General features: G+C 73.8%; 25 protein-coding genes. 10 read left to right on the top strand and 15 right to left on the bottom strand.

Features of this window, described 5'->3' with window-relative positions:
- Window positions 1–64: 64 nt before the first annotated feature.
- The 4 genes from pdhA to EBO35_RS18495 all read left to right on the top strand — a co-directional run bounded on the left by pdhA (window position 65) and on the right by EBO35_RS18495 (window position 4999).
- Complete coding sequence (gene pdhA, locus EBO35_RS18510; protein ID WP_122819032.1) at window positions 65–1243, top strand: pyruvate dehydrogenase (acetyl-transferring) E1 component subunit alpha; 1179 nt, start codon at window positions 65–67, stop codon at window positions 1241–1243.
- Window positions 1240–2220: an alpha-ketoacid dehydrogenase subunit beta gene (locus EBO35_RS18505; RefSeq protein ID WP_122819031.1), complete on the top strand. Its 981-nt coding sequence runs from the start codon at window positions 1240–1242 to the stop codon at window positions 2218–2220. Before pdhA ends, EBO35_RS18505 begins: the two co-directional genes overlap by 4 nt.
- A gap of 11 nt (window positions 2221–2231) precedes the next feature.
- Window positions 2232–3725, top strand: coding sequence for a dihydrolipoamide acetyltransferase family protein (locus tag EBO35_RS18500; RefSeq protein WP_206422613.1), 1494 nt, complete (start codon window positions 2232–2234; stop codon window positions 3723–3725).
- Between the two features lie 296 nt (window positions 3726–4021).
- Window positions 4022–4999, top strand: coding sequence for a DUF2804 domain-containing protein (locus EBO35_RS18495; protein WP_122819030.1), 978 nt, complete (start codon window positions 4022–4024; stop codon window positions 4997–4999).
- A 19-nt stretch (window positions 5000–5018) separates the two neighbouring features.
- Here EBO35_RS18495 and EBO35_RS18490 read toward each other — a convergent pair whose 3' ends face one another.
- The 4 genes from EBO35_RS18490 to EBO35_RS18475 all read right to left on the bottom strand — a co-directional run bounded on the left by EBO35_RS18490 (window position 5019) and on the right by EBO35_RS18475 (window position 9877).
- Entirely contained in the window at window positions 5019–6221 is a 1203-nt protein-coding gene (locus EBO35_RS18490; protein WP_122819029.1) for an MFS transporter, read from the bottom strand.
- Window positions 6218–6730, bottom strand: coding sequence for a GNAT family N-acetyltransferase (locus tag EBO35_RS18485; RefSeq protein WP_241153774.1), 513 nt, complete (start codon window positions 6728–6730; stop codon window positions 6218–6220). The genes EBO35_RS18490 and EBO35_RS18485 overlap by 4 nt, the downstream gene beginning before the upstream one ends.
- Window positions 6731–6762: 32 nt before the next feature.
- Window positions 6763–8256, bottom strand: a complete 1494-nt coding sequence (locus EBO35_RS18480) for a carboxyl transferase domain-containing protein (protein ID WP_122819028.1) — start codon at window positions 8254–8256, stop codon at window positions 6763–6765.
- A 121-nt stretch (window positions 8257–8377) separates the two neighbouring features.
- Window positions 8378–9877, bottom strand: a complete 1500-nt coding sequence (locus tag EBO35_RS18475; RefSeq protein WP_122819027.1) for a M1 family metallopeptidase — start codon at window positions 9875–9877, stop codon at window positions 8378–8380.
- 62 nt (window positions 9878–9939) lie between these two features.
- On the opposite strand from EBO35_RS18475, the gene EBO35_RS18470 reads away from it, so the two are divergent.
- Window positions 9940–11451: an amidohydrolase gene (locus EBO35_RS18470; protein WP_122819026.1), complete on the top strand. Its 1512-nt coding sequence runs from the start codon at window positions 9940–9942 to the stop codon at window positions 11449–11451.
- Window positions 11452–11462: 11 nt separating this feature from the next.
- Here the strand turns inward: EBO35_RS18470 and EBO35_RS18465 are convergent, their stop codons facing one another.
- The 3 genes from EBO35_RS18465 to EBO35_RS18455 form a co-directional block, all read right to left on the bottom strand.
- Window positions 11463–12419, bottom strand: coding sequence for an SGNH/GDSL hydrolase family protein (locus EBO35_RS18465; protein WP_164478045.1), 957 nt, complete (start codon window positions 12417–12419; stop codon window positions 11463–11465).
- 109 nt (window positions 12420–12528) lie between these two features.
- A complete protein-coding gene (locus EBO35_RS18460) occupies window positions 12529–13185 on the bottom strand; it encodes a fasciclin domain-containing protein (RefSeq protein ID WP_122819024.1) in 657 nt (218 codons plus the stop codon).
- A 128-nt stretch (window positions 13186–13313) separates the two neighbouring features.
- Window positions 13314–14513, bottom strand: a complete 1200-nt coding sequence (locus tag EBO35_RS18455) for a PucR family transcriptional regulator (protein ID WP_241153773.1) — start codon at window positions 14511–14513, stop codon at window positions 13314–13316.
- Between the two features lie 118 nt (window positions 14514–14631).
- On the opposite strand from EBO35_RS18455, the gene EBO35_RS18450 reads away from it, so the two are divergent.
- On the top strand, window positions 14632–15744 hold the full coding sequence (locus EBO35_RS18450; RefSeq protein WP_122819023.1) for a ferredoxin reductase: 1113 nt from the start codon (window positions 14632–14634) through the stop codon (window positions 15742–15744).
- Window positions 15745–15798: 54 nt separating this feature from the next.
- Complete coding sequence (locus EBO35_RS18445; RefSeq protein ID WP_122819022.1) at window positions 15799–17034, top strand: fatty acid desaturase family protein; 1236 nt, start codon at window positions 15799–15801, stop codon at window positions 17032–17034.
- A 37-nt stretch (window positions 17035–17071) separates the two neighbouring features.
- Here EBO35_RS18445 and EBO35_RS18440 read toward each other — a convergent pair whose 3' ends face one another.
- From EBO35_RS18440 to EBO35_RS18430, 3 genes are read right to left on the bottom strand one after another with little or no spacing between them, the layout of a single operon-like run.
- Window positions 17072–17842, bottom strand: a complete 771-nt coding sequence (locus EBO35_RS18440) for a Type 1 glutamine amidotransferase-like domain-containing protein (RefSeq protein ID WP_122819021.1) — start codon at window positions 17840–17842, stop codon at window positions 17072–17074.
- Window positions 17839–18126 (bottom strand): helix-turn-helix domain-containing protein, encoded by a 288-nt coding sequence (locus tag EBO35_RS18435; RefSeq protein ID WP_122819020.1) that lies wholly within the window; start codon window positions 18124–18126, stop codon window positions 17839–17841. The genes EBO35_RS18440 and EBO35_RS18435 overlap by 4 nt, the downstream gene beginning before the upstream one ends.
- Window positions 18126–18623: a DUF2975 domain-containing protein gene (locus tag EBO35_RS18430; RefSeq protein ID WP_122819019.1), complete on the bottom strand. Its 498-nt coding sequence runs from the start codon at window positions 18621–18623 to the stop codon at window positions 18126–18128. The genes EBO35_RS18435 and EBO35_RS18430 overlap by 1 nt, the downstream gene beginning before the upstream one ends.
- 120 nt (window positions 18624–18743) lie before the next feature.
- On the opposite strand from EBO35_RS18430, the gene EBO35_RS18425 reads away from it, so the two are divergent.
- The 3 genes from EBO35_RS18425 (at window position 18744) to EBO35_RS18415 (ending at window position 21511) form a co-directional block, all read left to right on the top strand.
- Window positions 18744–19421, top strand: a complete 678-nt coding sequence (locus EBO35_RS18425) for a response regulator transcription factor (protein WP_122819018.1) — start codon at window positions 18744–18746, stop codon at window positions 19419–19421.
- Complete coding sequence (locus EBO35_RS18420) at window positions 19414–20835, top strand: sensor histidine kinase (RefSeq protein ID WP_122819017.1); 1422 nt, start codon at window positions 19414–19416, stop codon at window positions 20833–20835. Before EBO35_RS18425 ends, EBO35_RS18420 begins: the two co-directional genes overlap by 8 nt.
- Window positions 20836–20932: 97 nt before the next feature.
- A complete protein-coding gene (locus EBO35_RS18415; protein WP_122819016.1) occupies window positions 20933–21511 on the top strand; it encodes a PepSY domain-containing protein in 579 nt (192 codons plus the stop codon).
- A 10-nt stretch (window positions 21512–21521) separates the two neighbouring features.
- Here EBO35_RS18415 and EBO35_RS18410 read toward each other — a convergent pair whose 3' ends face one another.
- The 5 genes from EBO35_RS18410 to EBO35_RS18390 all read right to left on the bottom strand — a co-directional run bounded on the left by EBO35_RS18410 (window position 21522) and on the right by EBO35_RS18390 (window position 26633).
- The gene (locus EBO35_RS18410) at window positions 21522–22238 is read right to left on the bottom strand and encodes an ABC transporter permease (RefSeq protein ID WP_122819015.1); all 717 of its coding nucleotides are present in this window, start codon (window positions 22236–22238) and stop codon (window positions 21522–21524) included.
- Window positions 22235–23149 (bottom strand): ABC transporter ATP-binding protein, encoded by a 915-nt coding sequence (locus tag EBO35_RS18405; RefSeq protein ID WP_122819014.1) that lies wholly within the window; start codon window positions 23147–23149, stop codon window positions 22235–22237. Before EBO35_RS18405 ends, EBO35_RS18410 begins: the two co-directional genes overlap by 4 nt.
- On the bottom strand, window positions 23149–24048 hold the full coding sequence (locus EBO35_RS18400; RefSeq protein WP_122819013.1) for an ABC transporter permease subunit: 900 nt from the start codon (window positions 24046–24048) through the stop codon (window positions 23149–23151). The genes EBO35_RS18405 and EBO35_RS18400 overlap by 1 nt, the downstream gene beginning before the upstream one ends.
- Window positions 24032–24970, bottom strand: coding sequence for an ABC transporter ATP-binding protein (locus EBO35_RS18395; protein WP_241153772.1), 939 nt, complete (start codon window positions 24968–24970; stop codon window positions 24032–24034). The genes EBO35_RS18400 and EBO35_RS18395 overlap by 17 nt, the downstream gene beginning before the upstream one ends.
- A 73-nt stretch (window positions 24971–25043) precedes the next feature.
- Window positions 25044–26633, bottom strand: a complete 1590-nt coding sequence (locus EBO35_RS18390) for an LVIVD repeat-containing protein (RefSeq protein ID WP_122819012.1) — start codon at window positions 26631–26633, stop codon at window positions 25044–25046.
- Window positions 26634–26700: the final 67 nt, after the last annotated feature.

Raw genomic sequence — 26700 nt, 5'->3', positions numbered from 1 at the left:
CCCTGCGCCCGCCCGCCCTCGGCGTGCGGCGACCCCGCGGCCGGAGAGCAGAAGGAGTGCTGCCATGACGCAGGAATCGACATCCTCCCCTGGAGACCCGGGCTTCGGACCGGACCTCGCCGAGGTCTTCGGGCCCTCGCACCAGGACGGCGGCCCCGACCTCGTCCAGCTGCTCACCCCCGAGGGCGAACGTGTGCACCACCCGGAGTTCGACCTGGACTTCGACGCCGACGAGATCCGCGGGCTCTACCGCGACATGGTCCTGGTCCGCCGTCTCGACGTCGAGGCGACCGCCCTGCAGCGGCACGGCGAGCTCGGCATCTGGGCCCAGCTGCTGGGTCAGGAGGCCGCCCAGATCGGGGCCGGCCGGGCGCTGCGGCCGCAGGACCACGTCTTCCCGACCTATCGGGAGCACGGCGTCGCCTGGTGCCGGGGGATCGACCCGCTCAAGCTGCTCGGCCTCTTCCGCGGCGTCGACCACGGCGCCTGGGACCCCGAGGAGTTCCACTTCGGCCTCTACACGATCGTGATCGGGGCGCAGACCCTGCACGCCACCGGCTACGCGATGGGCATGCAGCGCGACGGCGTGGTCGGCACCGGCGACCCCGAGCGCGACGCGGCGGTCGTGGCGCACTTCGGCGACGGGGCCTCCTCCCAGGGCGACGTCAACGAGGCGTTCATCTTCGCGGCCTCCTACAACGCCCCGGTCGTCTTCTTCTGCCAGAACAACCAGTGGGCGATCTCGGAGCCGATCGAGCGGCAGTCCCGGATCCCGCTCTACCAGCGGGCCCTCGGCTTCGGCTTCCCCGGCATCCGCGTCGACGGCAACGACGTGCTCGCGACCTACGCCGTGACCCGCGCCGCGCTGCAGCGGGCCCGGGAGGGCCAGGGCCCGACGTTCGTGGAGGCCTACACCTACCGGATGGGCGCGCACACGACCACCGACGACCCGACCCGCTACCGGCTCTCCGACGACGTGGAGCGCTGGAAGCTGCGCGACCCGATCGCCCGGGTGGAGGTCTACCTGCGCCGCAACGGGCTGGCCGACGACGCCTTCTTCGAGACCCTCGGCGAGGAGGCCGACGAGCTCGGGGCCCGGCTGCGGGAAGGCTGCCGGGCGATGCCGGACCCCAGCCCGCTGGCGATCTTCGACCACGTCTACGCCGAGGAGACCGAGGAGCTGGCCGCGCAGCGGGCCGGCTTCGAGGCCTACCTCGAGTCCTTCGAGGGGAGCAGGCGATGAGCCAGCGGATCACGCTCGCGAAGGGCCTCAACCTGGGCCTGCGCAAGGCGATGGAGGACGACGACAAGGTCCTGCTGATGGGCGAGGACGTCGGCAAGCTCGGCGGCGTCTTCCGGATCACCGACGGCCTGCAGAAGGACTTCGGCGAGGACCGGGTCATCGACTCCCCGCTGGCCGAGTCCGGCATCGTCGGTACGGCGGTCGGGCTGGCGCTGCGCGGCTACCGCCCGGTGGTCGAGATCCAGTTCGACGGGTTCGTCTACCCGGCCTACGACCAGATCGTGTGCCAGGTCGCGAAGATGCACTACCGCAGCAAGGGCCGCTCCCCGCTGCCGATGGTGATCCGGATCCCGTTCGGCGGCGGCATCGGCGCCGTCGAGCACCACTCGGAGTCCCCGGAGGCGCAGTTCGCGCACACGCCCGGCATCAAGGTCGTCGCCTGCTCCAACCCGGTCGACGGCTACTGGATGATCCAGCAGGCCATCGCCAGCGACGACCCGGTGGTCTTCCTCGAGCCCAAGCGGCAGTACCACGCCGACAAGGCCGACCTCGACGAGACCGCGACCCCGGAGCCGCTGTTCACCTCCCGGGTGGTGCGCTCCGGCACCGACGTCACCGTGCTCGCCTACGGGCCGACGGTGAAGACCGCGATGCACGCCGCCGAGGCGGCCGCCACCGACGGCCGCTCGCTGGAGGTCATCGACCTGCGCACGCTCTCCCCGCTGGACATGGTCCCGGTCCTGGACTCGGTGCGCCGCACCGGCCGGGCGGTGGTCTGCCACGAGGCGCACGTGAACCTCGGCATGGGCGCCGAGCTCGCGGCCCGGATCACCGAGGAGTGCTTCTACGCCCTGGAGGCCCCGGTGCTGCGGGTCGGCGGCTTCGACACGCCGTACCCCGCGTCCCGGATCGAGGAGGACTTCCTCCCCGACCTGGACCGGCTGCTGGACGCCGTCGACCGAGCCATGGACTTCTGAGAGGGATCGCGGTGCCCGAGTACAAGCTGCCCGACGTCGGCGAGGGCCTGATCGAGGCCGAGATCGTCTCCTGGAAGGTCAAGGTCGGCGACGTGATCGCCGTCAACGACGTGATCGTCGAGATCGAGACCGCGAAGTCGCTGGTCGAGCTCCCCTCGCCGTACGCCGGCGCGGTGACGGCACTGCTGGTGGCCGAGGGCGCGACCGTCCCGGTCGGCACCCCGATCATCGCGATCGGCGAGCCCGCCGCGGGGTCCGGCACCGGGCCCGGCTCCGGCTCTGACGCCGACACCGGTGGCGAGGCGCCGCCGATGGAGATCGACCTGTCGAACCCGGCGGCGAGCGGCGGCGGCGAGGGCGAGAGCCTGGTCGGCCGCTCCAAGGCCGACCGGGGGCCGGTCCGCCGCCCGCGCACCGGCTCGGCGTCCCCGCCCACGCTGTCGGCCGCCGCGACCCAGATGCAGGTCCAGGGGGCGTTCGCCCCCGGTGGCGCCCAGTCCCAGGAGGTCGTCGAGGTCGACGAGCCGGCCGTCCCGGCGACCCCCGCGCGGGTGGCCGAGCGCCCCGCCCGGACGCTGGCCAAGCCGCCGGTGCGCAAGCTCGCCAAGGACCTCGGCGTCGACCTGGGCACGATCACGCCCACCCGCGAGGACGGCGTGGTGACCCGGGCGGAGGTCGAGGCCGCCGCGGCCGCGCTGGGTCATGACACGGGTCTCGACACGCTCGCTGGCGCTCGCGGCTCGACCACCGGGGGCGGCTCGACCACCGGGGGCGGCTCGACCACCGGGGGCGGCTCGACAGCCGGGGCCCGGGAGACCCGCGAGCCGATCAAGGGCGTGCGGAAGATGATGGCCACGGCGATGGTGAGCTCGGCGTTCACCGCGCCGCACGTGACCGAGTGGCTCACCGTGGACGTGACCCGCACCATGGAGCTGGTCGACCGGCTCCGGGAGCGGCGCGAGCTGCGCGAGGTCCGGATCTCCCCGCTGCTGGTCGTGGCCCGCGCCGCGCTGCTCGCGATCCGGCGTACGCCGGAGATCAACTCGTTCTGGGACGAGGAGGCCGGCGAGGTCGTCCTCAAGCACTACGTGAACCTCGGCATCGCCGCGGCCACCCCGCGCGGGCTGGTCGTCCCGAACGTCCGGGACGCCCAGGACCTCGCGCTGCCGGACCTCGCCGGGGCCCTCAACGAGCTCACCGCGACCGCCCGCGAGGGCCGCACCCAGCCCGCGCAGATGAGCGGGGGGACCTTCACGATCACCAACGTCGGGGTCTTCGGCGTCGACGGCGGGACCCCGATCATCAACCCCGGCGAGTCCGCGATCCTGTGCGTCGGGGCCATCCGGCGGATGCCATGGGTGGTCGGCGACGCGGTGGTGCCCCGCGAGGTCATGCAGCTCTCGCTGTCCTTCGACCACCGTCACATCGACGGCGAGAAGGGCTCCCGGTTCCTGGCCGACGTGGCCGGGATCCTCGAGGACCCGGGGACGGCGCTGCTCTACTGACCTCTGCTGACCGGGTCGTGACCGACCCTCTGCTGACCGGGTCGTGACCGACCCTCTACTGACCGGGTCGTGACCGACCCGCCGGGGGATCTGGAAGTCCCCCGGCGGGCCGGAGCCTGGGTCGGGCCGGAGCCGGCTCCGCGGAGGGGGCGGCTCGGCGGCCGCCCGAACGCTAGCCGCGGCGTTCTCGATCGGGCGACTCGAAGTCGATGAGACGTTCGTGACCTTGCGCGGCGGCCGGACCGGTGCTCTCGGCGGCCACCAGACGGCGGCACCCAGACGGCACACTGGGGCCCGTGCCCGAGCGCGAGATCACCGAGCCCGTCGACCTGTGCCTGCCGTCCGGCCGGCTGGCCCCCGAGGCGGTGGGGTGGACCCGGCGGCCGCTGCACCGCGCCAACCTGCGGGGGTGGGGCCGGACCAAGCGCTGGGAGTACTGGGGGGTGGTCACCCCCGACCACGTGGTCGGGCTGGTGGTCTCCTCCCTGGACTACGCCGGGGTGCTCGGCATCTACGTGCTGGACCGGGCGAGCGGGGTGGAGACCGTGCACGACGACGTGGTGCCGCTCGCGCGGGGCGTCGAGCTGCCGGAGCGCTGCGGGGTCGGCGGGGTGCAGGCGTCCGGCGCCAGCACCGCGTTCGTGTTCGACCAGGACCACGAGCGGACCACGATCCGGGCCACCGCGCCCGACCTGACCCTCGACCTGACAGTGGCAGTCGTGCCCGGGCAGGACTCGCTGGGCGTGGTGGTGCCGTGGAGCGACCGGCTCTTCCAGTACACCGTCAAGGACCTGGCCCGCCCCGTCACCGGCCGGCTCACGCTCGCCGGGACGACGTACGACGTGCCCGCCGGGGAGTCCTGGGCGGTGCTCGACCACGGCCGCGGCCGGTGGCCGTACTCGATGACGTGGAACTGGGCCGCCGGCAGCGCGGCCGGGCGGGGCATCCAGCTCGGCGGCCGGTGGACCGCCGGCACCGCCACGACCGAGAACGCCGTGCTCGTCGACGGCCGGCTGCACAAGATCGGCGAGGAGCTGGCCTGGGAGTACGACCGCGAGGACTGGCTGCGGCCGTGGCGGATCCGCGGCGAGCGGGTCGAGGCGACGTTCCACCCCTTCCACGAGCGGGTCGCCCGGACCAGCCTGGTCGTGCTCGCCGGGGAGACCCACCAGTGCTTCGGCCACTTCACCGGCTGGGCGGCCACCGACGACGGGGAGCGGGTCGACCTCGCGGGGCTGGTCGGCTGGGCGGAGGAGGCCCGCAACCGCTGGTGAGGCGGAGCGGCCGAGCCGCTCAGGTCGGCAGCGGCACCCCGGCCGCCGCCTGGCCGGTCGCCGGCCGCAGCCGGATCGTCAGCGCGAGGGCGCCGGCGAGCGCGAGCAGCAGCCCCGCGACGCCGGGCAGCCAGCCGATGCCCACGGTGCCGGCGGCGCCGGCCGCGACCAGGCCGGCGACCGCGCTGCCCAGGTACATCGCCGAGGAGTTCAGCGAGACCGCGATCGATCCGGTGGCGGGCTGCAGCCGCAGCAGGCACGCCTGGACGGGCACGGTGATGGCCCACTGGGCGAAGGCCCACACCGAGACCAGCGCGACCAGGCTGACCGGGCCGCGGGCGAGCAGCGGCATCGCCAGCAGCGCGAGCGCCGCGAGCGCGACCGCGGCGCGCAGGGCGAGGACCGGGTCGGCGCGGTCGCTGGCCCGCCCGGCGGCCCAGGTCCCGGCCAGCCCGAACAGCCCGAAGCAGAGCACCAGCAGCGGGACCAGCGCGGCGTCGCCGGTGACGTGCTCGGCGTGCAGGCTGACCAGGAGGAAGAACGCGAACCCGGCGGCCTGGGCGGTCCCGGAGACCGCGAGCACCCGCCGGACCCGGGCGTCGCGCAGCACCGCGACCCGGTCCGCGAGCCCGGCCACCTGCCCGGGGGCCTGCGGGCCGAGGAACCGGGCCAGCCCGAGCGCGACCAGGATCCCGAGGCCGGCGATGGTCGCGAAGACCCAGCGCCAGCCGGCCTGCTGCCCGACCAGCGTCCCGAGCGGGACCCCGGCGACCGAGGCCAGCGAGAAGCCAGCGAAGACGACCGCGAGCGCCCGCCCGGAGCGGTCCGGGCCCGCGGCGGCGGCGCCCGCGGCCGCCGCGGTGGGGGTGAACGCGGCCGCGCCGAGGGCCGCCACGACCCGCCCGGCCAGCAGCACCTCGTAGCTCGGGGCCAGGGCGCACAGCAGGTTCCCGGCCGTGAACACGCCGAGCGCGGCCAGCATCAGCCGGCGGCGGGGCCAGCCGGCGAGGGTCACGGCCAGCACGGGAGCGGCGACGGCGTACGTCAGGGCGAAGACCGTCGCGAGCTGCACCACCAGCCCCGCGCTGGTGTCGAGGTCGGCGCTGAGCTCGGGCAGGATCCCGACCAGCAGGTCCTTGTCGGTGCCGACCACGAACGTGGCGACGGCCAGCAGGTAGATCGTTGCCGGCAGCCCCCGCCGCCCGGCGGAGCCGCCGCTCACCGGGGCGTCGGCCCGGCGTCGGGCGCCACGAGCTCCTTGACCAGCATCGCGACCAGCGTGCCGTCCCCGTAGTCCCGCTCCCCGACCTGGACGAAGCCGCGCCGGGCGTGGAAGGCCAGCGACGGCTCGTTCGGGGGGTCGGTGTTCACCTCCAGCGTGAGCCGGCTGTACGCCGCGGCGTCCCGCTCGACGGCGTCGTAGACCAGCCCACCCAGGCCGCGGCGGCGGAACCGAGGGTCGAGCACGATCCGGTCCAGGTAGTAGAACTGCTCGCCGTACCGCTCGGCGTACCAGCGGTAGTTGCCGCCGTCGTACGGCGTCCCGGGCCCGAAGGTCAGGAAGAAGCCGGCGACCTCGCCGTCGACGTCGACCACGTCGGCCCGGTCCGCCCAGCCGCGCAGCCGCTCGAGCCGGGCGGCGTCCAGCGGGGAGAGCAGGACGACGTCGCGCTGGTTGAGGGCCAGGACGGCCTCGACGTCGGCCGGGGTGATCGGTCGCAGGGTGGGCACCCCGGAAACCTAGCGGCCCCGGGTGCCCGGGGTCACTGCTCCGGGCGGCCCAGGTAGCGGCGGGCCCGGTCGCCCGGGGACCCGGCGCCGGAGCTCAGCAGGCCGGCGAGCTCGTGCTCGAGCACCGCGCCGACGCGCCGGCAGAAGGCCTCCGGCTCCTCGGCGGCGTCCGGCCGCTCGGCGACGATCAGGTCCACGATGCCGAGCGCGGCCAGGTCCTGGGCCCGGACCCGCTGCGCCCGCGCCATCTCGGGAGCGTGCTCGATGTCGCGGTGCACGATCGCGCTGGCCCCCTCCGGCGGGAGGGGGGAGAGCCAGGCGTGCTGGGCGGCCACGACCCGGTCGGCCGGCAGCAGGGCCAGGGCGCCGCCGCCGGTGCCCTCGCCGAGCATCAGGGACAGGGTCGGGGCGTCCAGCGTGACCAGGTCGGAGAGGCAGCGGGCGATCTCGCCGGCCAGGCCGCCGTTCTCGGCCTCCGGCGACAGCGCCGCGCCCTGGGTGTCGATGACCGTGAGCAGCGGCAGCCCGAGCTCGGAGGCCAGCCGCATCCCGCGCCGGGCCTCGCGCAGTGCCTCCGGGCCGAGCGGGTGCCCGGCCTGGGTGCGCCGGTCCTGGCCGAGGAAGACGCACGGCGCCTGGCCGAAGCGGACCAGCGCGATGAACAGCCCGGGGTCCTGCTCGCCCTGGCCGGTGCCGTTGAGCGGCACCACGTCGCTGGCGGCGTGCCGCAGCAGCCCGCGCACGCCGGGGCGGTCGGTGCGGCGGGAGCGGACGACCGCGTCCCAGGTCTCGATGTCGGGGGTGCCGTCGTAGAAGGCGTCCGCGGGTCGCGCGACCGGCTCGATGCCCTGCCGGGGCGCCATCAGGATCGTCAGCGCCCGGTCCAGGATCTCGGCGATGTCCTCCGGGGCGACGACGGCGTCGATGATGCCGCGCTCGTGGAGGTTCTCCGCGGTCTGCACGCCCTGCGGGAACTCCTTGCCGTACAGCGCCTCGTAGACCCGGGGGCCGAGGAACCCCAGCAGCGCCCCGGGCTCGCCGACGGTGACGTGCCCCAGGGAGCCCCAGGACGCCATCACGCCGCCGGTGGTGGGGTGGCGCAGGTAGACCAGGTACGGCAGGCCGGCGTCCTTGTGCGCGGCCACGGCCGCGGTGATCCGCACCATCTGCACGAAGGCGGGCGTGCCCTCCTGCATGCGGGTGCCGCCGCTGACCGGGCCGGCGAGCAGCGGCAGGCCCTCGGTGGTCGCGCGCTCGATCGCGGTGACCAGCCGGTCGGTGGCGGCCCGCCCGATCGAGCCGGCCAGGAAGCCGAACTCGCCCATGACGACAGCGACCCGGCGGCCCTTCAGCAGGCCCTCGCCGGTGAGCACCGCCTCGTCGACGCCGCTCTTCTCCTCGGCGCGGGCCAGGTCCGCGGCGTACTGCTCGCTGATCCGGCCGCGCTCGGGCCGGGAGTCCCAGGAGGACCAGGACCCGTCGTCGAGGACCAGGTCGATCAGCTGGGTGGCGTTGAGGCGGGTCACCCCCCGAACGCTAGTGGGGCTCGGCCCCGCCGCCCTCGGCAGGAGTGGACGACGATCGGCCCGACTTGTCGTGGAACCGCGCGATGACGTCGGCGCCTCCGTCCGGGTTCGGCAGCCCCGCTCAGTCGCGCGGCGGCGTGTCCTCCCCGAGCAGCCAGGCGTCGAAGAACCCCGCGAGGTCCTCCCCGGTCTGCTCCTGGATCCAGGCGAGGTACTCCTCGGTCCCGGCGTTGCCGTTGTCGCGGGTGGCCGGCCAGGCACGCACCATCGCCCAGAACTCCTGGTCGCCGAGCCGCTCGCGCAGCTCGTGCCACATCAGCGCCGGCCCGTAGTAGATGTTCGAGGCGCCGAAGGAGTCGGCGTCGAAGGCGGCCGGCGGGCCGGCGGCCGTGCGCCAGTCCCGCTCCCACACCGCCCACTCGTCCATGACCGCCTCGACCGTGCGGCCGGACTCCTCGGCCTCCCACACGCCCTGGAGGTACATCGCCATGCCCTCGTTCATCCACACGTCGAACCAGTCGCGGGGCGAGACCTGGTTGCCGTACCAGTGGTGCGCCACCTCGTGGACCAGCACCGGCGTCGAGGTCGTGTACGCCGTGTCGCCCAGCGTGATCATGGTCTGGGTCTCCATGCCGCTCTCGGAGTCGACGACGACCACCCCGAGGGTGTCGTAGGGGTAGGGCCCCAGCCGCTCGCTGACCCAGTCCAGCGCCGCCCCGGTGCGCCGCACCCGGCGCAGCGTGCGCTCGTCGCCGGCGGGGGTCCAGTAGGTCAGCGGGACGCCGGCGGCCGAGGTGTCCTCGGTCATCGTGAACTCGCCGGTCGCCACCGTGACGAGGTACGACGCGGCCGGCTCGGCGAGGTGCCAGCTGGTCCGGGTGCGGCCGTCCTCCTCGGTGCGCGAGGTCAGCTCGCCGTTCGCGACGCCGACCCAGGGGGACGGCACCGTGAGCGTGATGTCGTAGAGCGCCTTGTCGGAGGGGTGGTCGTTGACGGCGTACCAGCTGTAGGCGCCGAACGGCTCCTGCATGGTCCAGGTCTCGCCGTCCTCGGTGATCGTCCAGCCGGTCTCGGTGAAGTCGGTGCGGGAGGTGGGGGCGGAGACCGGCTCGGGCGTGCCGGCGTACTCGACGGTGAGCAGGTGCCGGTCCTCGGCCGTGACCTCGGCGGCGACGACGAGGTCCTTGTCCTCGTGGGCGAACTCGACCTCCTCACCGTCGAGGGCCACCCGGGAGACGTCGAGGGGGGCGCCCAGGTCCAGGCGCACCTCGGCGGCGTCGGCGGTGGCCCGGAAGGTCAGCTCCTCCACGCCGGTCAGCGTCGAGGACTCCGGGTCCCAGTCCAGGGCCAGGTCGTAGTGGAGCGCGTCCACGCCCGGGTCGCCGACCTCGGGGTAGAGCGGGTCCTCCACGGGCTCGCTGAGCGCCACGTCGAGGTCGGTCGCGGGGGCGGAGGAGCCGGCGCCGTCCGGGTCCGCGGACGGCGCGGCGGTCGGCTTCGCGGTGGGCTCGGCGTCCTCGCCGCTGCAGCCGGCGAGGAGGCCCAGGCAGAGCAGGCCCGCCACCACGGCACGGTGGGTGGACCGACGGGCGGTCCGGCGGGCGGGCGGGAGCGGCGTCATGCGGCAAACCGTAGTGCGGACCGGGGATGCCGGGGGCGAGACCGTCTCCTACGGTGTGCCCCATGACCAGCCTGATCCTGCACGAGGTGCGCCTCGTCCCGCTCGCCGCCGGCGACGAGGTGCCGGCGGCGCCGGTCGACGTCCTGGTCGAGCACGGCGTGGTGACCGCGGTCGGGCCGGCCCTGTCGCGACCCGCCGGCGTGGCCGAGGTCCGCGGCGAGGGCCGGTGGCTGACGCCCGGGCTCTGGGACCAGCACGTGCACCTGGCGCAGTGGACGCTGAGCTCGCAGCGGCTCGACCTCGCGCCCGCGCGCAGCCCCGAGGACGCGCTGCGGATGGTGGCCGACCGGATCGCGCTGCTGCCCGGGCAGCCCGTGATCGGCTGGGGTCACCGCGCCGGCGGCTGGGAGCGCGACGTCACGGTCTCCGAGCTCGACGCGGTCTCGGGGCACACCGCCGTGGTGCTGATCAGCGGCGACGGCCACCACGCCTGGCTGAACACGACGGCGCTGATGCATCTCGCGCTGCCGGTGCGCGACGCGGTGATCCGCGAGACCGAGTGGTTCGCCGCCTATCCGCGCCTGGCCACGCTGGCCGGGCACGAGGGCACCTCGCCGGAGGCGTTCCGCAGGACCCTGGACGCCGCGGCGGCCCGCGGCGTCACCGGCATCGTGGACTTCGAGTTCGGCGGCGGCCTCGACGAGTGGGCGCACCGCTGGATCCACGGCTGCGACCGGGTCCGGATCCGCTGGGCGACGTACGCCGCGACCCTGGACGAGGTCATCGCCTCGGGCCTGCGCACCGGGGACCTGCTCCCCGGCTGCGACGACCGGGCGACGATGGGGCCGCTGAAGATCATCAGCGACGGGTCCCTGAACACCCGCACCGCCTGGTGCTGCGAGCCCTACGCCGACGCCCACCGCCTGGAGCACCCGGCCGGGCAGCCCAACCAGTCCGGCCCCGAGCTGCGCGAGCTGCTGGACCGGGCGCACCGCGCCGGCCTGGAGGTGGCCACCCACGCGATCGGCGACGCGGCCGTGGCCGAGGCGCTCGCGGCGTACGCCGAGACCGGCGCCCGCGGCTCCATCGAGCACGCCCAGATGGTCAACCGGGACGACGTGCGGAGGATGGCCGAGCTCGGCATCCGGGCCAGCGTCCAGCCCGCGCACCTGCTCGACGACCGGGACGTGACCGAGCGGATCTGGGGGGACCGGTCCGCGCGCTGCTTCGCGTTCCGCTGGATGCTCGAGGACGGCGTGCAGCTCGCGCTGGGCTCCGACGCCCCGGTCTCCCCGCTGGACCCGTGGCTGGCGATCGCCGCCGCGGTGCACCGCAGCGCGGACGAGCGGGACCCGTGGCACCCCGAGCAGGCGCTCACGGCGCAGGAGGCGCTGGCCGCGTCCGTGGACGGGCACCCGACCGTCGGCGTCGGGTCGCTCGGCGACCTGGTGCTGCTCGACGCCGACCCGCTGGCGTCGCACCCCGACACCGCGACGGCCGACGCGGCGCTGCGCGCGATGAACGTGGCGCTCACCGTGGTCGGCGGCCAGGTGGTCCACGCCGACCTGGGCTGAGCAGCCCGCGGCTACTCGCTCAGCGCTTCGACGACCAGCCCGGCGACGGCCTCCTGCTCGGCGGCCAGCGGGTGGTGGGCCAGCGCCTCGCCGGTCGCGGACTCCGACCCGCTGACCCAGGGCTGCGCGGAGCAGCGGTCGTGGGCGTCGCTGGCGGCGTACACGTCAGCGAACGCGACGCCAGCCGTCCGGGCGGCCTGCTGGACGGCCCGGTCGAGCCGGGTGTTGAGGTCGGCGAGGAACAGGTGGTCGTCCTCGGCGAGCGGCAGCCGGTCCGGGCAGGTGCGGTCCGGCGGCACGATCTGCGGGTAGCCGATGACCACCACCTCGGCGTCCGGGGCCCGGCGCCCGACCTCCTCCAGCACCCTCCCGACCCGGACCGTGACCTCGTCGAGCTGGGTCCGGACCTGGTCGACATCGACCCGGTCCTGGCAGGACTCGCCGTCGTCCGCGCCCGCCTCGAGGCAGCCGACCAGTGTCGAGAAGAGCCCGAAGTCGTTGCCGCCGATCCCGACAGTCACCAGGCTGGTCCCGGCCCGGACGGCGTCGAGCTGGGCGGGCACCGACCCGGTCAGGGTGCGCTGGGGGCCGGTGAGGTTCGAGGTGTCCGCGCCGGTGCAGCTGCGGTCCTCGAGCTGGGCGCCCAGGGTCTCGGCGACCCGGGCCGGGTAGTTGCCGGCCGAGCGCAGGCAGCCCACGGTGTCGATGGGCTCGCTGATCAGCGGCGCCGCGGTGTAGGAGTCGCCGAGGGCGACGTACGTCGGGAAGCGGGCCGCCGCGGAGGGCGGCGGCTGCACCGGGGCCGCCGGGGTCTCGGTCGGGCTGGCCGACGGGCTGGCGAGCTCGGCCCGGGTCGGGCCGTCGTCGTCCGAGCAGCCGGTCAGCAGGCCGGCCAGGCAGAGCAGTCCGGCCAGGCCCGCCCGCGCGGATCGGGGGCGGCGGCGGAGAGGGACGGTTCGCTCGGTCACGGGACCAGCGGTACCCGGTGGGGAGGCGCCGGTAGCGGCGACGAGGCCACCCTCACATGCCAAAGCGGGCCGGACGCGTCGCGTCCGGCCCGCCCTGGTCGGCATCGGCTCAGAGGTCGATGGGGCGCAGCACGCGGTTGATCGCGTGCCCGATCTGCTTGTTGCCCTTGTTGATGTCGGTGACGGTCACCACCGCGTTGCGGTCGTTGCGGTCGGCGTCCTGGAGCACGACGCCCTTCTTCTTGACCTCGATCTTGACCTTGCTGCCCAGGGCCGTGGTCACCGACTTGCCCTCCAGGGCGACGACCTTCTTCGCGCCGAGGGTCTTGCCGGGGACGACGTGGTAGAGCAGCACCGACTCCAGGGTGTCGACGTCGGCCACGGAGGCGACCGCGCTGAAGGCGGCGGCCTCGTTGGCGGGCCGCGAGCCGGTGAGGTCGCGGACCAGGCGGCGGAAGGCGGCGTCGGTCGGCAGGAACGCCGTCGCCCGCTTGCGGCCCTGCGTCAGGAGCGCCACCGGGCTGTCGGGCTTCTCGGTGAGGACCGTGACGACTGCCTTCTCGAGGATGTCGAAGTCCTTCCAGTTCTTGTCGAACCGGGCGCCGTCCTGGGCGAGGACGGCTGCGAGGCTGCGGTTGCCGCCCTGGCGGGCCGAGTCCCCGTGCTCCTCGGCGGCCTGGGCCGGCCCGGTCGCGACGGTGGTGCCAGCCAGGGCCGCCGTGACAAGACCGGCGATGCTGACCTTCAGGGTCTTGCTGCGGTTCATGGGGGTGCTCCCTTTCGATGGATCGGCGCCGCGGATGTGGGGCTCGTCACGGCGTTCACTGTCGATGGGTCTTCGGTGCTGGTCGGCCAGCGGATTGGATCGGGCTCCGCGACCGGGCGGTCGCCGGCTCAGTCGGCGGCGGCCGGCGTCCGCTCCGGCCGGCCCAGGGCGAGGGTCAGCGCCAGCAGCGTGTCAGGGTCCTCGAGCAGGTCGCCGTAGGCCTCGCGGAGCTGGCCGAGGCGGTAGCGCACGGTCTGCGGGTGCACGAAGAGCGCCGCCGCCACGTCCTCGCGCCGCCCCTGGTGGAGCACCCACGCGCGCAGCGTCTCGGTGAGCTTCTCCGCGGTCGCCGGCCGCAGCTCCGCCAGCGGCGCGAGGGCGCGCTCGCGCAGGTCCGCGAGCGCCTCGGGATCGGCACTGAGCACCAGTTCGGGCAGGTGGATCTCGGTGTCCAGGTCGAGCCCGCGGAGCCGGGCCCGGGCGGCCCGCAGGTAGGAGGAGCGCACCTCCAGCCAGGGGCGGGCGGGACCGGCGATCGCGCCCCGGTCGCGCAGCACCGCGAGCAGCGCGTCGCGCCGATGGCCGTGCGCGTCGGGGACCAGCAGCAGCGCCGCGTCGTCGAGGCCGACCAGGTCCCCGACCCGCAGGGTCAGCGGGGAGACCGCGGCCAGGACCGGGCGAACCTGAGCCTGCGGCACCAGCACCGCGGTCAGCGTGGCCGGCGGCACCCAGCCGGCCGCCTCGGCGGCGGCCTGGACGTCCTCGGCCGGCGACCCGTCCAGGAGGGCGCTGGCGACCCGCTCCAGCAGCCGCTGCCGGACCCGGCCCGTCGTCTCGCGCTCGTCGTTGTGGCCGGCGGCGCTGGCCGCCGACAGCTCGTCGATGTAGGCGAAGACCAGCTCGGCGAAGTCGACCAGGTCGGTGCTGTCGAGGCCGGCCGCGACGGCAGTCGTGGACAGCTCGCGCCACGAGACCCGGGCGCCGATCCGGTACGCCGCCAGTAGCGCGTCGATGGACCGGCCGCTGCGGGCCTCGCCGCGGCCGAGCTGGTAGGCCCCCTCGACGGCCGGTGCGGTGGGGGTGCCGGCGCCGGCGCCGCGCCGGCCGCTGGCCAGCGACAGGAAGCCGCCCAGCGCGAGCTGGACGGCGTTGCCGATCTTGGCGCCCATCGGGCCGTCGAGGGCCTGGGTGTAGCTGGGCACCTCCTCGATGATCGCGCCGACGGTGGTCTCGGCCACCCGGGGCAGCTCGGCGCGCATGGCGGCGACGGCGACCGGGGGGAGCTTCAGTCCGTGGCCGTCGGTGCGGCGCGGGGTCCGTGGCGGCACGGTTCCTCCGAATTCTGGGCAGTCAGCGGGCGGACTTTGTTCGTGACGAACAAAAAGGCGCGCCGGGTTCACGTCGACAGCACAGGACTTTACGCCGCCAATGCAGGAGAGTGGGGGTATGGCCAGTCTTGTCACCTCGGGGAACCCCGGCTCCGGCACCTCCTTGCGAGGAGTGCTGCGCCGGGTCGCCGGGGCCGCGGTCACCCCGCTCGAGCTCGACGACGTCCTCGACGTCTTCCACCCGCTGCGCGCCGGCGCGCCGCTGCGCGGCCGCGTGGTCCAGGTCCGCCCCGAGACCGCGCAGTCCGCGACCCTGGTCATCAAGCCCGGCAAGGACTGGGCCGGACACGTGCCCGGCCAGTACGTCCGGATCGGCGTCTCCGTCGACGGCGTACGCCTGTGGCGCACCTACTCGCTGACCCACGGCCCGCGCGCCGACGGCTGCATCTCGATCACTGTCAAGGCGATCGAGGACGGCACCGTCTCCTCCCACCTCGTGCACAGCGTCCGGCCCGGCGAGATGCTCCAGCTCGAGCAGGCCGAGGGCGAGTTCGTGCTCCCGCAGCCGCTGCCCGAGCGGCTGCTCCTGGTCACCGCCGGCTCCGGCATCACGCCGGTCATCGGCATGTTGCGCAACCTGTTCTCCCGCGCGACGCGTCCCGCGACCGACATCGTGCTGGTGCACGTCAACCCCTCGGAGTCGGCCGCGATCTTCCGCGACGAGCTGCGGGCGCTCGGTGCCCGGGGCGCGATCACGCTGATCGAGCGCTACGACGACCAGCACGGCCTGCTCGACGTGGCACTGCTCGACGAGCTCGTCCCCGACCTCGAGCACCGGCTCACCTACGCGTGCGGCCCGGCGGGCCTGCTCGACGCCCTCGAGGAGCACCACACCGCCCGGGGCCTGGCGCTCACCACCGAGCGCTTCCGCCCGGTCCTGATGGAGGCCAGCGGCGAGGGCGGCACCGTCACCTTCGCGTCCGGCGCCACCGTGGACGCCGACGGCAGCACCCCGATCCTCGACGCCGCCGAGGACGCCGGCGTCCTGATGCCGAGCGGGTGCCGGATGGGCATCTGCTTCGGCTGTGTCCTGCCGATGACCCAGGGCGCGGTCCGCGACCTGCGCAACGGCGAGGTCACCGTCGCCATCCCCGGGGAGACCAACCCCGAGGGCGTCCCGATCCAGACCTGTATCAGCGCCGCCGCCGGCGCCTGCACCATCGCTCACTGACCAGCGCCACTGATCCAGCCGATCCAGCGCCCATCCCGACCCCGAAGGAGTCTGATGACCGCCATCACCAAGAAGCCCGAGAACCCGACCGCTCACCTCACCGCCGAGGACATCGAGCAGATCGGCGCCGAGCTGGACGCGATCCGGCAGGACATCATCGACAGCCGCGGCGACAGCGACGCGGCGTACATCCGCGGGATGGTGGCCTTCCAGCGCCGTCTCGAGCTCGGCAGCCGCGCGGTGCTGCTCGCCAGCGCGTTCCCGCCCGCCTGGGTCGCCGGGACGGTCGGGCTGAGCGTGGCCAAGATCCTCGAGAACATGGAGATCGGCCACAACGTCATGCACGGCCAGTGGGACTGGATGCGTGACCCGAAGATCCACTCGACCACCTGGGAGTGGGACAACGCCTCGACCGCCGAGGGCTGGAAGCACAGCCACAACGAGGTGCACCACACCTACACGAACATCGTGGGCAAGGACAACGACCTCGGCTGGGGCATCATGCGGATGGACGAGGACCAGCGCTGGCACCCGATCTACCTCGCGCAGCCGCTGCTGAACTTCATCAACGCCTGCTTCTTCGAGTACGGCATCGCCGCCTACGACCTCGAGCTCGGGAAGAACCTGCGGGTCCCCAAGGAGCGGCGCAGCGAGACGTTCAAGAAGAACGCCAAGAACACCGTGCGCAAGATCCGCAAGCAGATGACCAAGGACTACGTGGTCCACCCGGCGCTCTCGCTGCCGACGGGCTCGTTCCTGCCCACGCTGGCCGCGAACTTCACGGCGAACCTGGTGCGCAACCTCTGGTCGCACTCGGTGATCATGTGCGGCCACTTCCCCGAGGGCGTCGAGACCTTCGAGAAGAAGGCGATCCCGGAGCGGGAGACCCGCGGCGAGTGGTACGTGCGCCAGATGCTGGGCTCGGCCAACATCTCCGGCTCGAAGGCCATGCACGTGATGACCGGCAACCTGTCCCACCAGATCGAGCACCACCTGTTCCCGGACCTGCCCTCGAACCGGTACGCCGAGATCGCCCCGAAGGTGAAGGCGCTCTTCGCCAAGTACGACCTGAACTACCACGAGGCGTCCCTGCCCAAGCAGGTCGGCAGCGCCTGGCACAAGGCGATCCGGCTCTCGCTGCCCAACGGCTGGATGGCCACCACCAAGCCGTCCAACGCGCCGCAGCAGCTCTCGCTGCTCTACAAGATGGCCACCGGCGGGCCCAAGGTCCGCCGCGCCGCCCAGGCCCGCCTGGAGCAGCAGGCCCGCAAGCTCACCAAGGCCGCCTGAGGCCTCCGGCCGGCGCCTCGGCGCCGGCCGGAGCCCCTCAGCCCAGGTAGCGGACCTCGACCGGGCTCTCGGCCACCTCCGGAGCCTCGGTGCCGTCGACGATGTCGAGGCCGTCCCCGGCCCGGTGCACCCGGAACGCGCGCGCGTCGGGGCGCGAGGAGACGGCCTCGATGAGCTCGCCGTCGCGGAACAGCAGGGCGCAGCCGTCGTCGGCGGCGTACCCGGCGGGCAGGACGCCGCTGCCGACCAGGTCGAGGTACGTCGGGCGCCGCTCGGTCTCGCCGTCGTAGTGCGGGCAGGCGCTGCCGGGCAGCAGGCCCAGGCCGTCGGGCAGCGCGGCGAGCGCTCCGAAGGAGTCGGTGACCGAGCCCTCGAACCAGCAGTTCATCCCGGCGCTGATGCCGGCCAGCACGACCCCGTCGGCGAGCGCGTCGCGCAGGATCGCGTCGAGTCCGTGCAGCCGCCACAGCGCGAGCAGGTTCGCGGTGCTGCCCCCGCCGACGTAGATGACGTCCTGGGCGAGCACGTGCTCGCGCAGGCCGGCCGCGTCGGGCTGGTCGGGCTCGGAGAGCCGGAACAGCTCCAGCGAGCTGGTCTCCGCGCGACCGGCGAACGCGGTCGTGAACCGGTCCGTGTAGTCCAGCGAGTCCCCGCTCGCGGTCGGCACGAAGCAGATCCGGGGCAGGTCGCCCGCCCCGCGGCGCCGGACGGCCAGCGAGACCAGGAAGTCGTCGAGCAGCGGGTTCTCCGGCTCCATCGAGAAGCCGCCGCCGCCGAGGGTCAGGATCGTGCCGGGAGTCGGGGTCATCCGGCGATTCTGCCGGTGCCCCGGTCGGCAGGCTCCGGCGTCTCGGGGGGCGTCTCGGGGAGCGTCTCGGGCGGGTCCGCGTCCGGCTCCCAGCGCAGCAGGTCGCCGGGCTGGCAGTCGAGGACCTCGCACAGCGCGGCGAGCGTGGTGAACCGGACCGCCTTGGCGCGGCCGTTCTTGAGCACCGCCAGGTTCGCCGGGGTGATCCCGACCCGCTCGGCCAGGGTCCCGACTGACATCTTGCGCCGGGCGAGCATCACGTCGACGTCGACGACGATCGGCATCAGATCACCTCGTCGAGCTCGGCCCGCAGCTGGCTGGCCTCGGCGTCGCGGTCGACCGCCTGCGCCAGCAGCGCGCGCATCACCAGGACCACCAGGGCGATCCCGGCGACCACCAGGGCGGCGCCCCCGATCAGCAGCACCAGGCCGGGCGCGACGGCCTCGCCCGGAGCGAGGACGACGCCCAGCGCGAGCAGGAGCAGGCAGGCGGCGGCGATCGCGCCGATGACGACGTCGACCCAGCGGAAGGCGGCCGAGGAGAACACCGTGCCCCGGCGCGCCATCGTCGCCAGCCGCCACACGCAGACCATCACGACCTGGGCGGCCAGGATGCCGAGCACCAGGATCGTCAGGACCGGGGTCCGCACCTCCAGGACGTCGGCGTCGGCGCCGTCGAGGTCGCGGTACGCCAGCGGGACCAGCACCACCTGCACGACGAGGGAGCCGGCGAGCGCGGCGGCGAGCACCACCCGCAGCGCGAGGATCGTCCACCGTCCCATGACGCATCTCCTATCGTTTCTCGATAAGAATCTATCGCTGCGCGGAGCGCAAGGCAAGCGTTCAGCGCAGGTTCAGGAGCGGGCGGGAACAATGGCGGTCCCGACTCCCCGGAGGTGCCCATGCGCGTGCTCGTCGTCGACGACGAGGTACGGCTGGCACGGTCCCTGCGGGTGGGCCTGGAGGCCGAGGGGTTCGCGGTCGACGTCGCCCACGACGGCACCGACGGGCTCTGGCTGGCCCGCGAGAACGAGTACGACGCGATCGTGCTGGACCTGATGCTGCCCGGAATCAACGGCTACCGGGTCTGCGCCGCCCTGCGCGCGGAGCAGGACTGGACGCCGGTGCTGATGCTCACCGCCAAGGATGGCGAGTGGGACCAGGTGGAGGGCCTCGACACCGGCGCCGACGACTACCTCACCAAGCCGTTCTCGTTCCCGGTGCTCACCGCGCGGCTGCGCGCGATCGCCCGGCGTGGGGCCCGGCCCCGCCCGACCCTGCTCGAGGCGGGCGACCTGCGGGTGGACCCGGCCGCCCGGCGGGTCTGGCGCGGCGAGGAGGAGATCGCGCTGACCGCCCGGGAGTTCTCGCTGCTGGCCTTTCTGGCCCGGCACCGCGGGGACGTGGTCTCCAAGCGGCAGATCCTCGAGGCGGTCTGGGACGTGGACTTCGACGGCGACCCGAACATCGTGGAGGTCTACGTGCGCCACCTGCGCAACAAGGTGGACCGGCCCTTCGGTCGGGCCGCGATCCAGACCCTGCGCGGCGCGGGCTACCGACTGGCGAGCGACGGTGGCTGAGCGCCGCTGGGCCCGCGCCTCGGTGCGGCTGCGAACCACGGCCGCCGCGGTGCTGGTGGTGGCGCTGGTCCTGCTGCTGGGCGCGGTCGCGCTGGTGCTCCTGGTGCGCGGCTCGCTGGGCGAGGGCATCGAGGCCAGCGCCGAGCAGCGCGCGGCCGAGCTGGCCGCCCAGGTCGAGGCCTCGGGTCCGCCGGCGCCGGGGACCGCGGCCGAGGACCCTGGGGACACTGAGGACTCTGGCGACCCCGAGGACCGGGAGGAGCCCGAGGAGCTGGTCTGGCAGGTGCTCGCCCCCGACGGGACCGTCGCGAGCGGCTCCCAGCCGCTCACCGCCCCGCTGCCCGCCGAGGACGCAGACACCGCGGAGCTGCCGGGCGCCGACCACGGCTACGTCGTGGTCACCGAGGACGTCCGGTCCGGGGATCGGGAGTACGTCGTGGTCGTGGCCGCCTCGCTGGAGGAGGTCGACGACTCGACCGACGCGCTGCTCCCACCGCTGCTGGTGGGCCTGCCGCTGGTGCTCCTGCTCGTGGGCGGCACCACCTGGGTGGTGGCGACCCGGGCGCTCGCGCCGGTCGAGCGGATCCGGACCGAGGTCGAGCAGATCACCGGCGACCGGCTGGACCGCCGGGTGCCCGAGCCGCCGTCGCGCGACGAGATCCACCGGCTGGCGCGCACGATGAACCAGATGCTCGCCCGGCTGGAGCGCTCCCGCGACCGGCAGCAGCAGTTCGTCGCCGACGCCTCCCACGAGCTGCGCTCCCCGCTGGCCAGCATCCGCCAGACCGCGGAGGTGGCCCGGGCCCACCCCGCCGCGCTCCCCGAGGGCGAGCTCGCCGAGGCGGTGCTGGAGGAGTCCGCGCGCATGCAGCGCCTGGTCGAGCAGCTGCTCCTGCTCACCCGCGCCGCCGGCGACCCCCACGAGCGGAGGTCCCAGGACGTCGACCTCGACGACCTCGCGCTGGGGGAGGCCCGGCGGATCCGTCGGGAGGGGCTGGGCGGCGGCCTCGGCGTGGACACCGCCGGGATCGGCCCGGGCCGGGTGCGCGGGGACGAGGTAGCGCTGGCCCAGGTGGTGCGCAACCTCGTCGACAACGCGGCCCGGCACGCGATCTCGACGATCCGGCTGGCGGTCCGGGAGGTCGACGGCGCCGGTGCGGACCCGGCCGTCGAGCTGGTGGTGGAGGACGACGGGCCGGGCATCCCCGAGGCGGAGCGCGAGCGGGTCCTCGACCGGTTCGTGCGCCTCGACGAGGCGCGCGCCCGCGACGCGGGCGGCAGCGGGCTGGGGCTGGCGATCGTCCGGGAGACCGTGGCCGCCCACGGCGGGACCGTCACGATCTCCGCGGCCCCCACCGGTGGCGCCCGCGTCGTGGTCCGGCTCCCGGCAGCCGCTGGCGAGGGCCGGTCCTGAACGGATCTTCAGACGCGTTCAGGTGGCCTTCAGCGACCGGGACGCAGGCTGGGGCCGTCCCCAGCCGGGGACGACCCCACGCAGAGAGGCATTCCCCATGAACCGACCCACACTTCGCAGCAAGCGCGTCGTCCTGCCCGCCATCGCGGCCGTCGCCGTCCTCGGGATCGGCGGCACCGTGTGGACCGCCACCGCCGACGACGGGGGCGAGCGCGTCGGCGGCGCCGAGCGCGACCGGATCGGCGCGGCCGCCACCGAGGCCGTCGGCGGCACTGTCGTCGACGTCGAGACCAGCGACGACCGGGGCGAGGCCTACGAGGTCGAGGTGCGCCTGGAGGACGGCAGCGAGGTCGACGTCGCCCTCGACGAGGACCTCACAGTGGTCCGCGAGGAGACCGACGGGCCGGACGGCGAGGACGAGGACGGGGACGAGACCGACGACCGCCCGGTGACCGACGCGGAGCGCGGCGCCGCCGAGGAGGCCGCTCTCGGTGCCGTCGAGGGTGGGACCGTCCTCGACGTCGAGGTCAGCGACGACGCGGGAGCGGCCTTCGAGGTCGAGGTCGTCGACGCGGAGCAGGCGGAGTGGGACGTGGTGCTGGACGCCGACTACGCGGTGCTGCGCACGGACCCCGACGACACCGACGACACCGCTGACAGCGACTCCGACGACTGAGTCGGCGCGGCTACTCGTCGCCGGTCAGGTTGAACGCCCGCAGCCGCCGCCCGGTCAGCCACGCGCCGCCGGCGATGACCACGGCGGAGGCGACGACGGCGTACCAGATCGACAGGTTGCCGGCGAGCCGGACGTCGGCGACCGCGTCGACGATCTCGCGGGCCCACCGGGTGATGCTCAGCCAGCGCACCCCGTCCAGGAGGCCGCCGAGCAGCCCCTCCCAGATCAGCAGGTAGATCAGGCCGATCACGACTGCATGCCGGGTCAGCACCGAGAGCAGCGCGAACAGCGAGCAGTACGCCAGGCCGCCGACCAGCCCGGCGACCAGGAAGCCCGCGCCCAGCTCGGGCGTCGAGGTGCGCAGCACGAGGCCGGCGACCAGCAGCGGCACGGCGCCGAAGGCCAGCACGCAGCCGGCGGCGACGAGGAGCTTGCTCGCGACGATGTCGTAGCGGGAGATCGGCTTGGCCAGCAGGTAGGCGATGGAGCCGTCGTCGATCTCGGGCGCCAGCAGCCCGCTGGTGGCGAGCAGCGCGACCAGCGGCACCGTGACCGTGAGCCCGAAGGCGTTCAGGGTGCTCTCGGCCGCGTCGGCGTCCTCGCCGACCAGCAGCCGGACGAGCACCGCGAGCCCGACCAGCACCACCGGCAGCACCAGCAGCAGGACGCCGCGCCAGCGTCCGAAGACGCTGAGCACCCCGAGCCGGACGATCGTGGGCGAGATCATGAGGACACCAGGTAGGCGAAGACGCTCTCGAGCGACTCGTCGGTCGGGGAGACCTCGAGCAGCCGGATGCCGTGCTCGCGGGCCAGCCGCGGCAGCACCTCGCTGAACCGCCCGAAGTCGGAGGCCTCCAGCTCGATGCCGCCCTCCGCCCGCAGCCGCGCGCCGCGCACGGACCGGTCGGCCAGCAGCACCGAGGCCATCGCGCGGTCGTCGCCGGTGCGCAGCACGAAGCGGTTGGGGCGGTCGGTCATCAGCCGCCGGATCGCGCCGAAGTCCCCGGACGCCGCATGGCGGCCCGCGACGACGACCTCGATCTGGCGCGCCACCTGCTCGACCTCCTCGAGGATGTGGGAGCTGAACAGCACCGTGCGCCCCTCCGCGCCCATCGCGCGCAGCAGCTCCATCAGGTGCATCCGCTGCCGGGGGTCCATCCCGTTGAACGGCTCGTCGAGCAGCAGCACGGCCGGGTCGTGCACCAGGGCGGAGGCCATCTTGATCCGCTGCCGCATCCCCTTGGAGTACGTCGAGATCCGCCGGTCCTGGGCGTCGGTCATCTCGATCTGCCCGATCGCGCGCTGCGCGGCCGCGCCGGCGTCGGCCAGTCCGTGCAGCTCGGCGTTCGCGACGACGAACTGGCGCCCGGTGAGGTAGTCGAACAGCGCCTCGCGCTCGGGCACCAGGCCGAGCTTGCGGTAGACCTGCTCGTTGCGCCACAGCGGCTCGCCGTCCAGCGTGACGGCGCCGGTGGACGGCGCGAGGAAGCCCGACATCAGCGCGATCAGCGTGGTCTTCCCGGCGCCGTTCGGGCCCAGCAGGCCGGTCACCCCCGGGCCGATCGTCATCGTGACGTCGTTGACCGCCACCACGTTGTGGTACCACCGCGAGACGTGGTCGAGCCGGATCTCGCTCATCAGTCCACCCTCCGGTAGCGCAGCAGCAGCGCCCCGACCGAGCCGAGCACGCAGAGCGCCACCGCGACCAGGTACAGCAGCCCCATCCCCGTGCCCTCGGGCGGCGTCGGGGTCGCGGCCGGGGAGTCGAAGAGGAACCTCTGCACCCCGTTGACGAGCGTGTACGGCGAGAACAGCCCGGCGACCTGGCCGACCGTGTCGTGGTCGGTCTCGGTCGCGATGCCCTGGATCGTCGAGACCACCGTGTAGGTGACGACCAGCACCACGATCACGCCCGCGGCCGCCAGCCCGCGGCGTACGGTCAGCGAGGCCATCACCGCGGCCAGCCCGGCCAGGCAGGCCGCGAGCAGCAGCGCGCCGACCAGGCCGCCGAGGAACCGGCCGGTCTCGCGGCCCAGCGGCAGGTCGGCGAGCACGCCGCCGACGTACATCAGCAGCAGCGGGGCCCCGATCAGCAGGAAGGTGGCCACGGCGAGCGAGGCCAGCCGGACCAGCACGTAGGTGCTGCGCCGCATCGGGCGCGCCAGGTAGAGCGTGATCGTGCGGAACCGAAGGTCGCGCGAGACCAGCGCGGGGGCCTGGGCGGCGACGAAGACCGAGATCACCAGCTGGGTGGTGAGGGGGTAGGTCGAGTAGGCCACGATCTGGCTGTCGAGTCCCAGCAGGTCGCGGGCCTGGACCAGCACCCCGACCAGGATCAGCGCGGGCAGCAGCATCGTCGCCAGCAGGATCATCGGGAGCACCTTGGAGCGCCCGGAGCGGCCCAGGCCGTAGGTGTTGCGCAGCCCGGTGATGAGGAACGACCACGCCACGGCGCCCTCGCCGAGGCGCGGCCCCGTGTAGGGCCGGTAGCCGAGGTCGTGGATGACCCCGCTCGGTCGCTCAGACGGGCTGGACATGGCCGGCGCCTCCCTCGCGGAAGACGTCCTCGATGCGGTGGTGGCGCTCCTGCATCCGCACCAGCCCGAGGCCGAGGTCGACGGTGAGGTCGCGGACCTGGTCGCGGGTGTGCTCGTCGCGCACGTCCACCTCGACCAGCCGCCCCTGGGCGGGCCGCGCCGCGAGCCCGGCGTCGACCAGCGCCTGGCCGAGCAGGCGGTCCGCGTCCGGGCGGCCCTGGACCTCGACCAGCAGGCTGCCGGTGGTGTTCAGGAAGTCGGTGGTGGCAGAGGAGCGCAGCAGCCGGCCGCCGTCGAGCACGACGATGCTGTCGCTGACCCGCTCCAGCTCGCCGAGCAGGTGGGAGGTGACCAGCACCGCGATGCCGAAGTCCGTGCCGATCCGGCGGACCAGGGCCAGCATGTCGTCGCGCGAGGACGGGTCCAGGCCGTTGGTGGGCTCGTCGAGGAGCACCAGCCGCGGGTCGTGCACGAGTGCCTGGGCGAGCTTGGCCCGCTGCTTCATGCCCGTCGAGTAGCCCCCGATCGGCCGGTAGCGCTCCTCGGCCAGCCCGACGTGGCGCAGCACGTCGGCGGCCCGCTCCCGGGCGGCGGCGTGGGGCAGTCCGGACATCTGGCCCAGGTGCACGACCAGGTCGCTCGCGGACACGTCGGCGGGGAGGCAGTCGTGCTCGGGCATGTAGCCCACCAGCCCCCGGATCGTGGCGCCCTCGGTGCGTACGTCGTGGCCGAGCACGTGCGCCTCGCCGTCGGTCGCGGGGATCAGCCCGAGCAGGATCTTGATGAACGTCGACTTGCCGGCGCCGTTGGCGCCGACCAGGCCGGTGACGCCCTCGTCCACGCGCACGTCGAGCCCGTCCAGCGCGGTCACGCTGGGGTAGCGCTTGGTCAGCGCCGCGGTCTCGATCACGGGCACGGGCACGTCGACAACCTAGCCAACACGCAGCCGGGCCGGTGCCCCCCACGCGTGGGAGACACCGGCCCGGCCGGGTGGGTCAGTTGTTGTAGTAGGGCTGGGACTGCGGGTTGAAGACGTCCATGCGGACCCTCTTCGCGCTGCTCACCCGCCGGTCATCCAGGTCGAGGGTGTCGAAGCCCTGCTGGATGTCGTTGCTGTAGATGTGGCCGTTGTACCAGTACGCCGACCACGATCCACCCAGGATCAGCTCGGTGTCGGAGAGCGGACCCCGGTCGAACCAGGCGATCTCCTTGGGCCGACGCGAGTTGGTGAAGTCGAAGACCGAGATGCCGCCCTGGTACCAGGCCTGGACCATGATGTCCTTGCCCCGGACCGGGATGAGCGACCCGTTGTGGGCCACGCAGTTCTCGGTCGCGGCCTGCATGCGCGGGAGCTTGTAGTAGCTGCGGAACTCCAGCTGCGGGCTCCCCTTGCCCCGCTTGCCCCGGGTGATGTCGTAGATCGCGTTCGCACCCTTGGTGGGGCCGGTCTCGGCGTTGCAGGTCGGGGCGCCGCCACCGCCGAGCTCGTCGGTGAAGACCACCTTGGTCGCCTTGTTGTTGAACGTCGCCGAGTGCCAGAACGCGAAGTTCTCCTCGTCGCGCACCTGCTCGATCACTTCCGGCGCCTCGCGGTCGGAGATGTCGAGCAGTACCCCGTCACCCATGCAGGCGCCGGCCGCGATGTCCTTGGCGGGGTACGCCGTGATGTCGTGGCAGCCGCTGGTCGTCGCGGAGTACCCGTCGCCCGGGTTCCCGCCGTCGGGGAAGAGCACCGGGGCGTTGACCAGCGAGGCGGACGCCGCGTCCCGCAGCGGCACCTTGACGATGCTGATCTTGTCGTGCGGCGGCTGGCAGTCGGGGAAGGTGGCGTTGGGCGAGTACGAGGAGACGTAGACGTAGAGGTTCCGCCCGCGCTTCTCCGGAGCCAGCGTGTGGGTGTGCGAGCCGCAGGCGGTCTCGACCGCGGCGACGTACTCCGGGGCCTCCGGGTTGCTGATGTCGAAGACGCGCACACCCTCCCAGGCGACCTCCTGCGTCGCGCTCAGCGGCTGGCTGTTGCACGAGTCGTCGCTGCGGCTGGAGTCGACGGAGAGCACGAGGAGGTTGCCGTAGACCGAGATGTCGTTCTGCGAGCCGGGGCAGACGACCTGGGTGACGATCCGCGGGTGCTTGGGCCGCGCGATGTCGTAGACCATGAAGCCGTTGTAGTTGCCGGCGAAGGCGTACTTGCCCTTGAACGCCAGGTCGGAGTTCAGTGCCGAGACGTCGGCGAAGGCGCCCTGCTTGGGGATGTTGCTGATCAGCGACAGGTTGTCGCTGCTGTCGGACTCGCCCGGCTTCAGCGCCCGGGCGGGGGTGCGCAGCGTGGAGAAGTCGTTGCCGGCGATGTCGCAGGCCGCGACGAAGTTGTCGCCGAGGGCGGCCAGCTCCTTGCGCTCCGCGGCGGTGCAGGCCCCGGCGCTCGCGGTGCTGCTCGCGCCGTCCTTCTGCTCGCCGTGGGTGTCGTCATGGGCGATGGCGGGGGCCGAGGCGAGGGCCAGGGCGAGCGCCGTGGCCGCTCCTGCGGCGAGGTGCCGCCACCGGCGGCTGAGGTGTGGGGGTGTGCTGTGACGTGCTGTGCTCATAGCCCGAGGACCTTTCGCTGGGAACGGGGGCCTGTTCCCCAGACACCCTCCTCTGTCATACCGTGAC

It is taken from the genome of Nocardioides pantholopis, assembly GCF_003710085.1.
Classification (GTDB): Bacteria; Actinomycetota; Actinomycetes; order Propionibacteriales; family Nocardioidaceae; genus Nocardioides; species Nocardioides pantholopis.
Note: the sequence above shows the minus strand (reverse complement) of the source record. Positions and strands in the feature narration are given on the sequence as shown.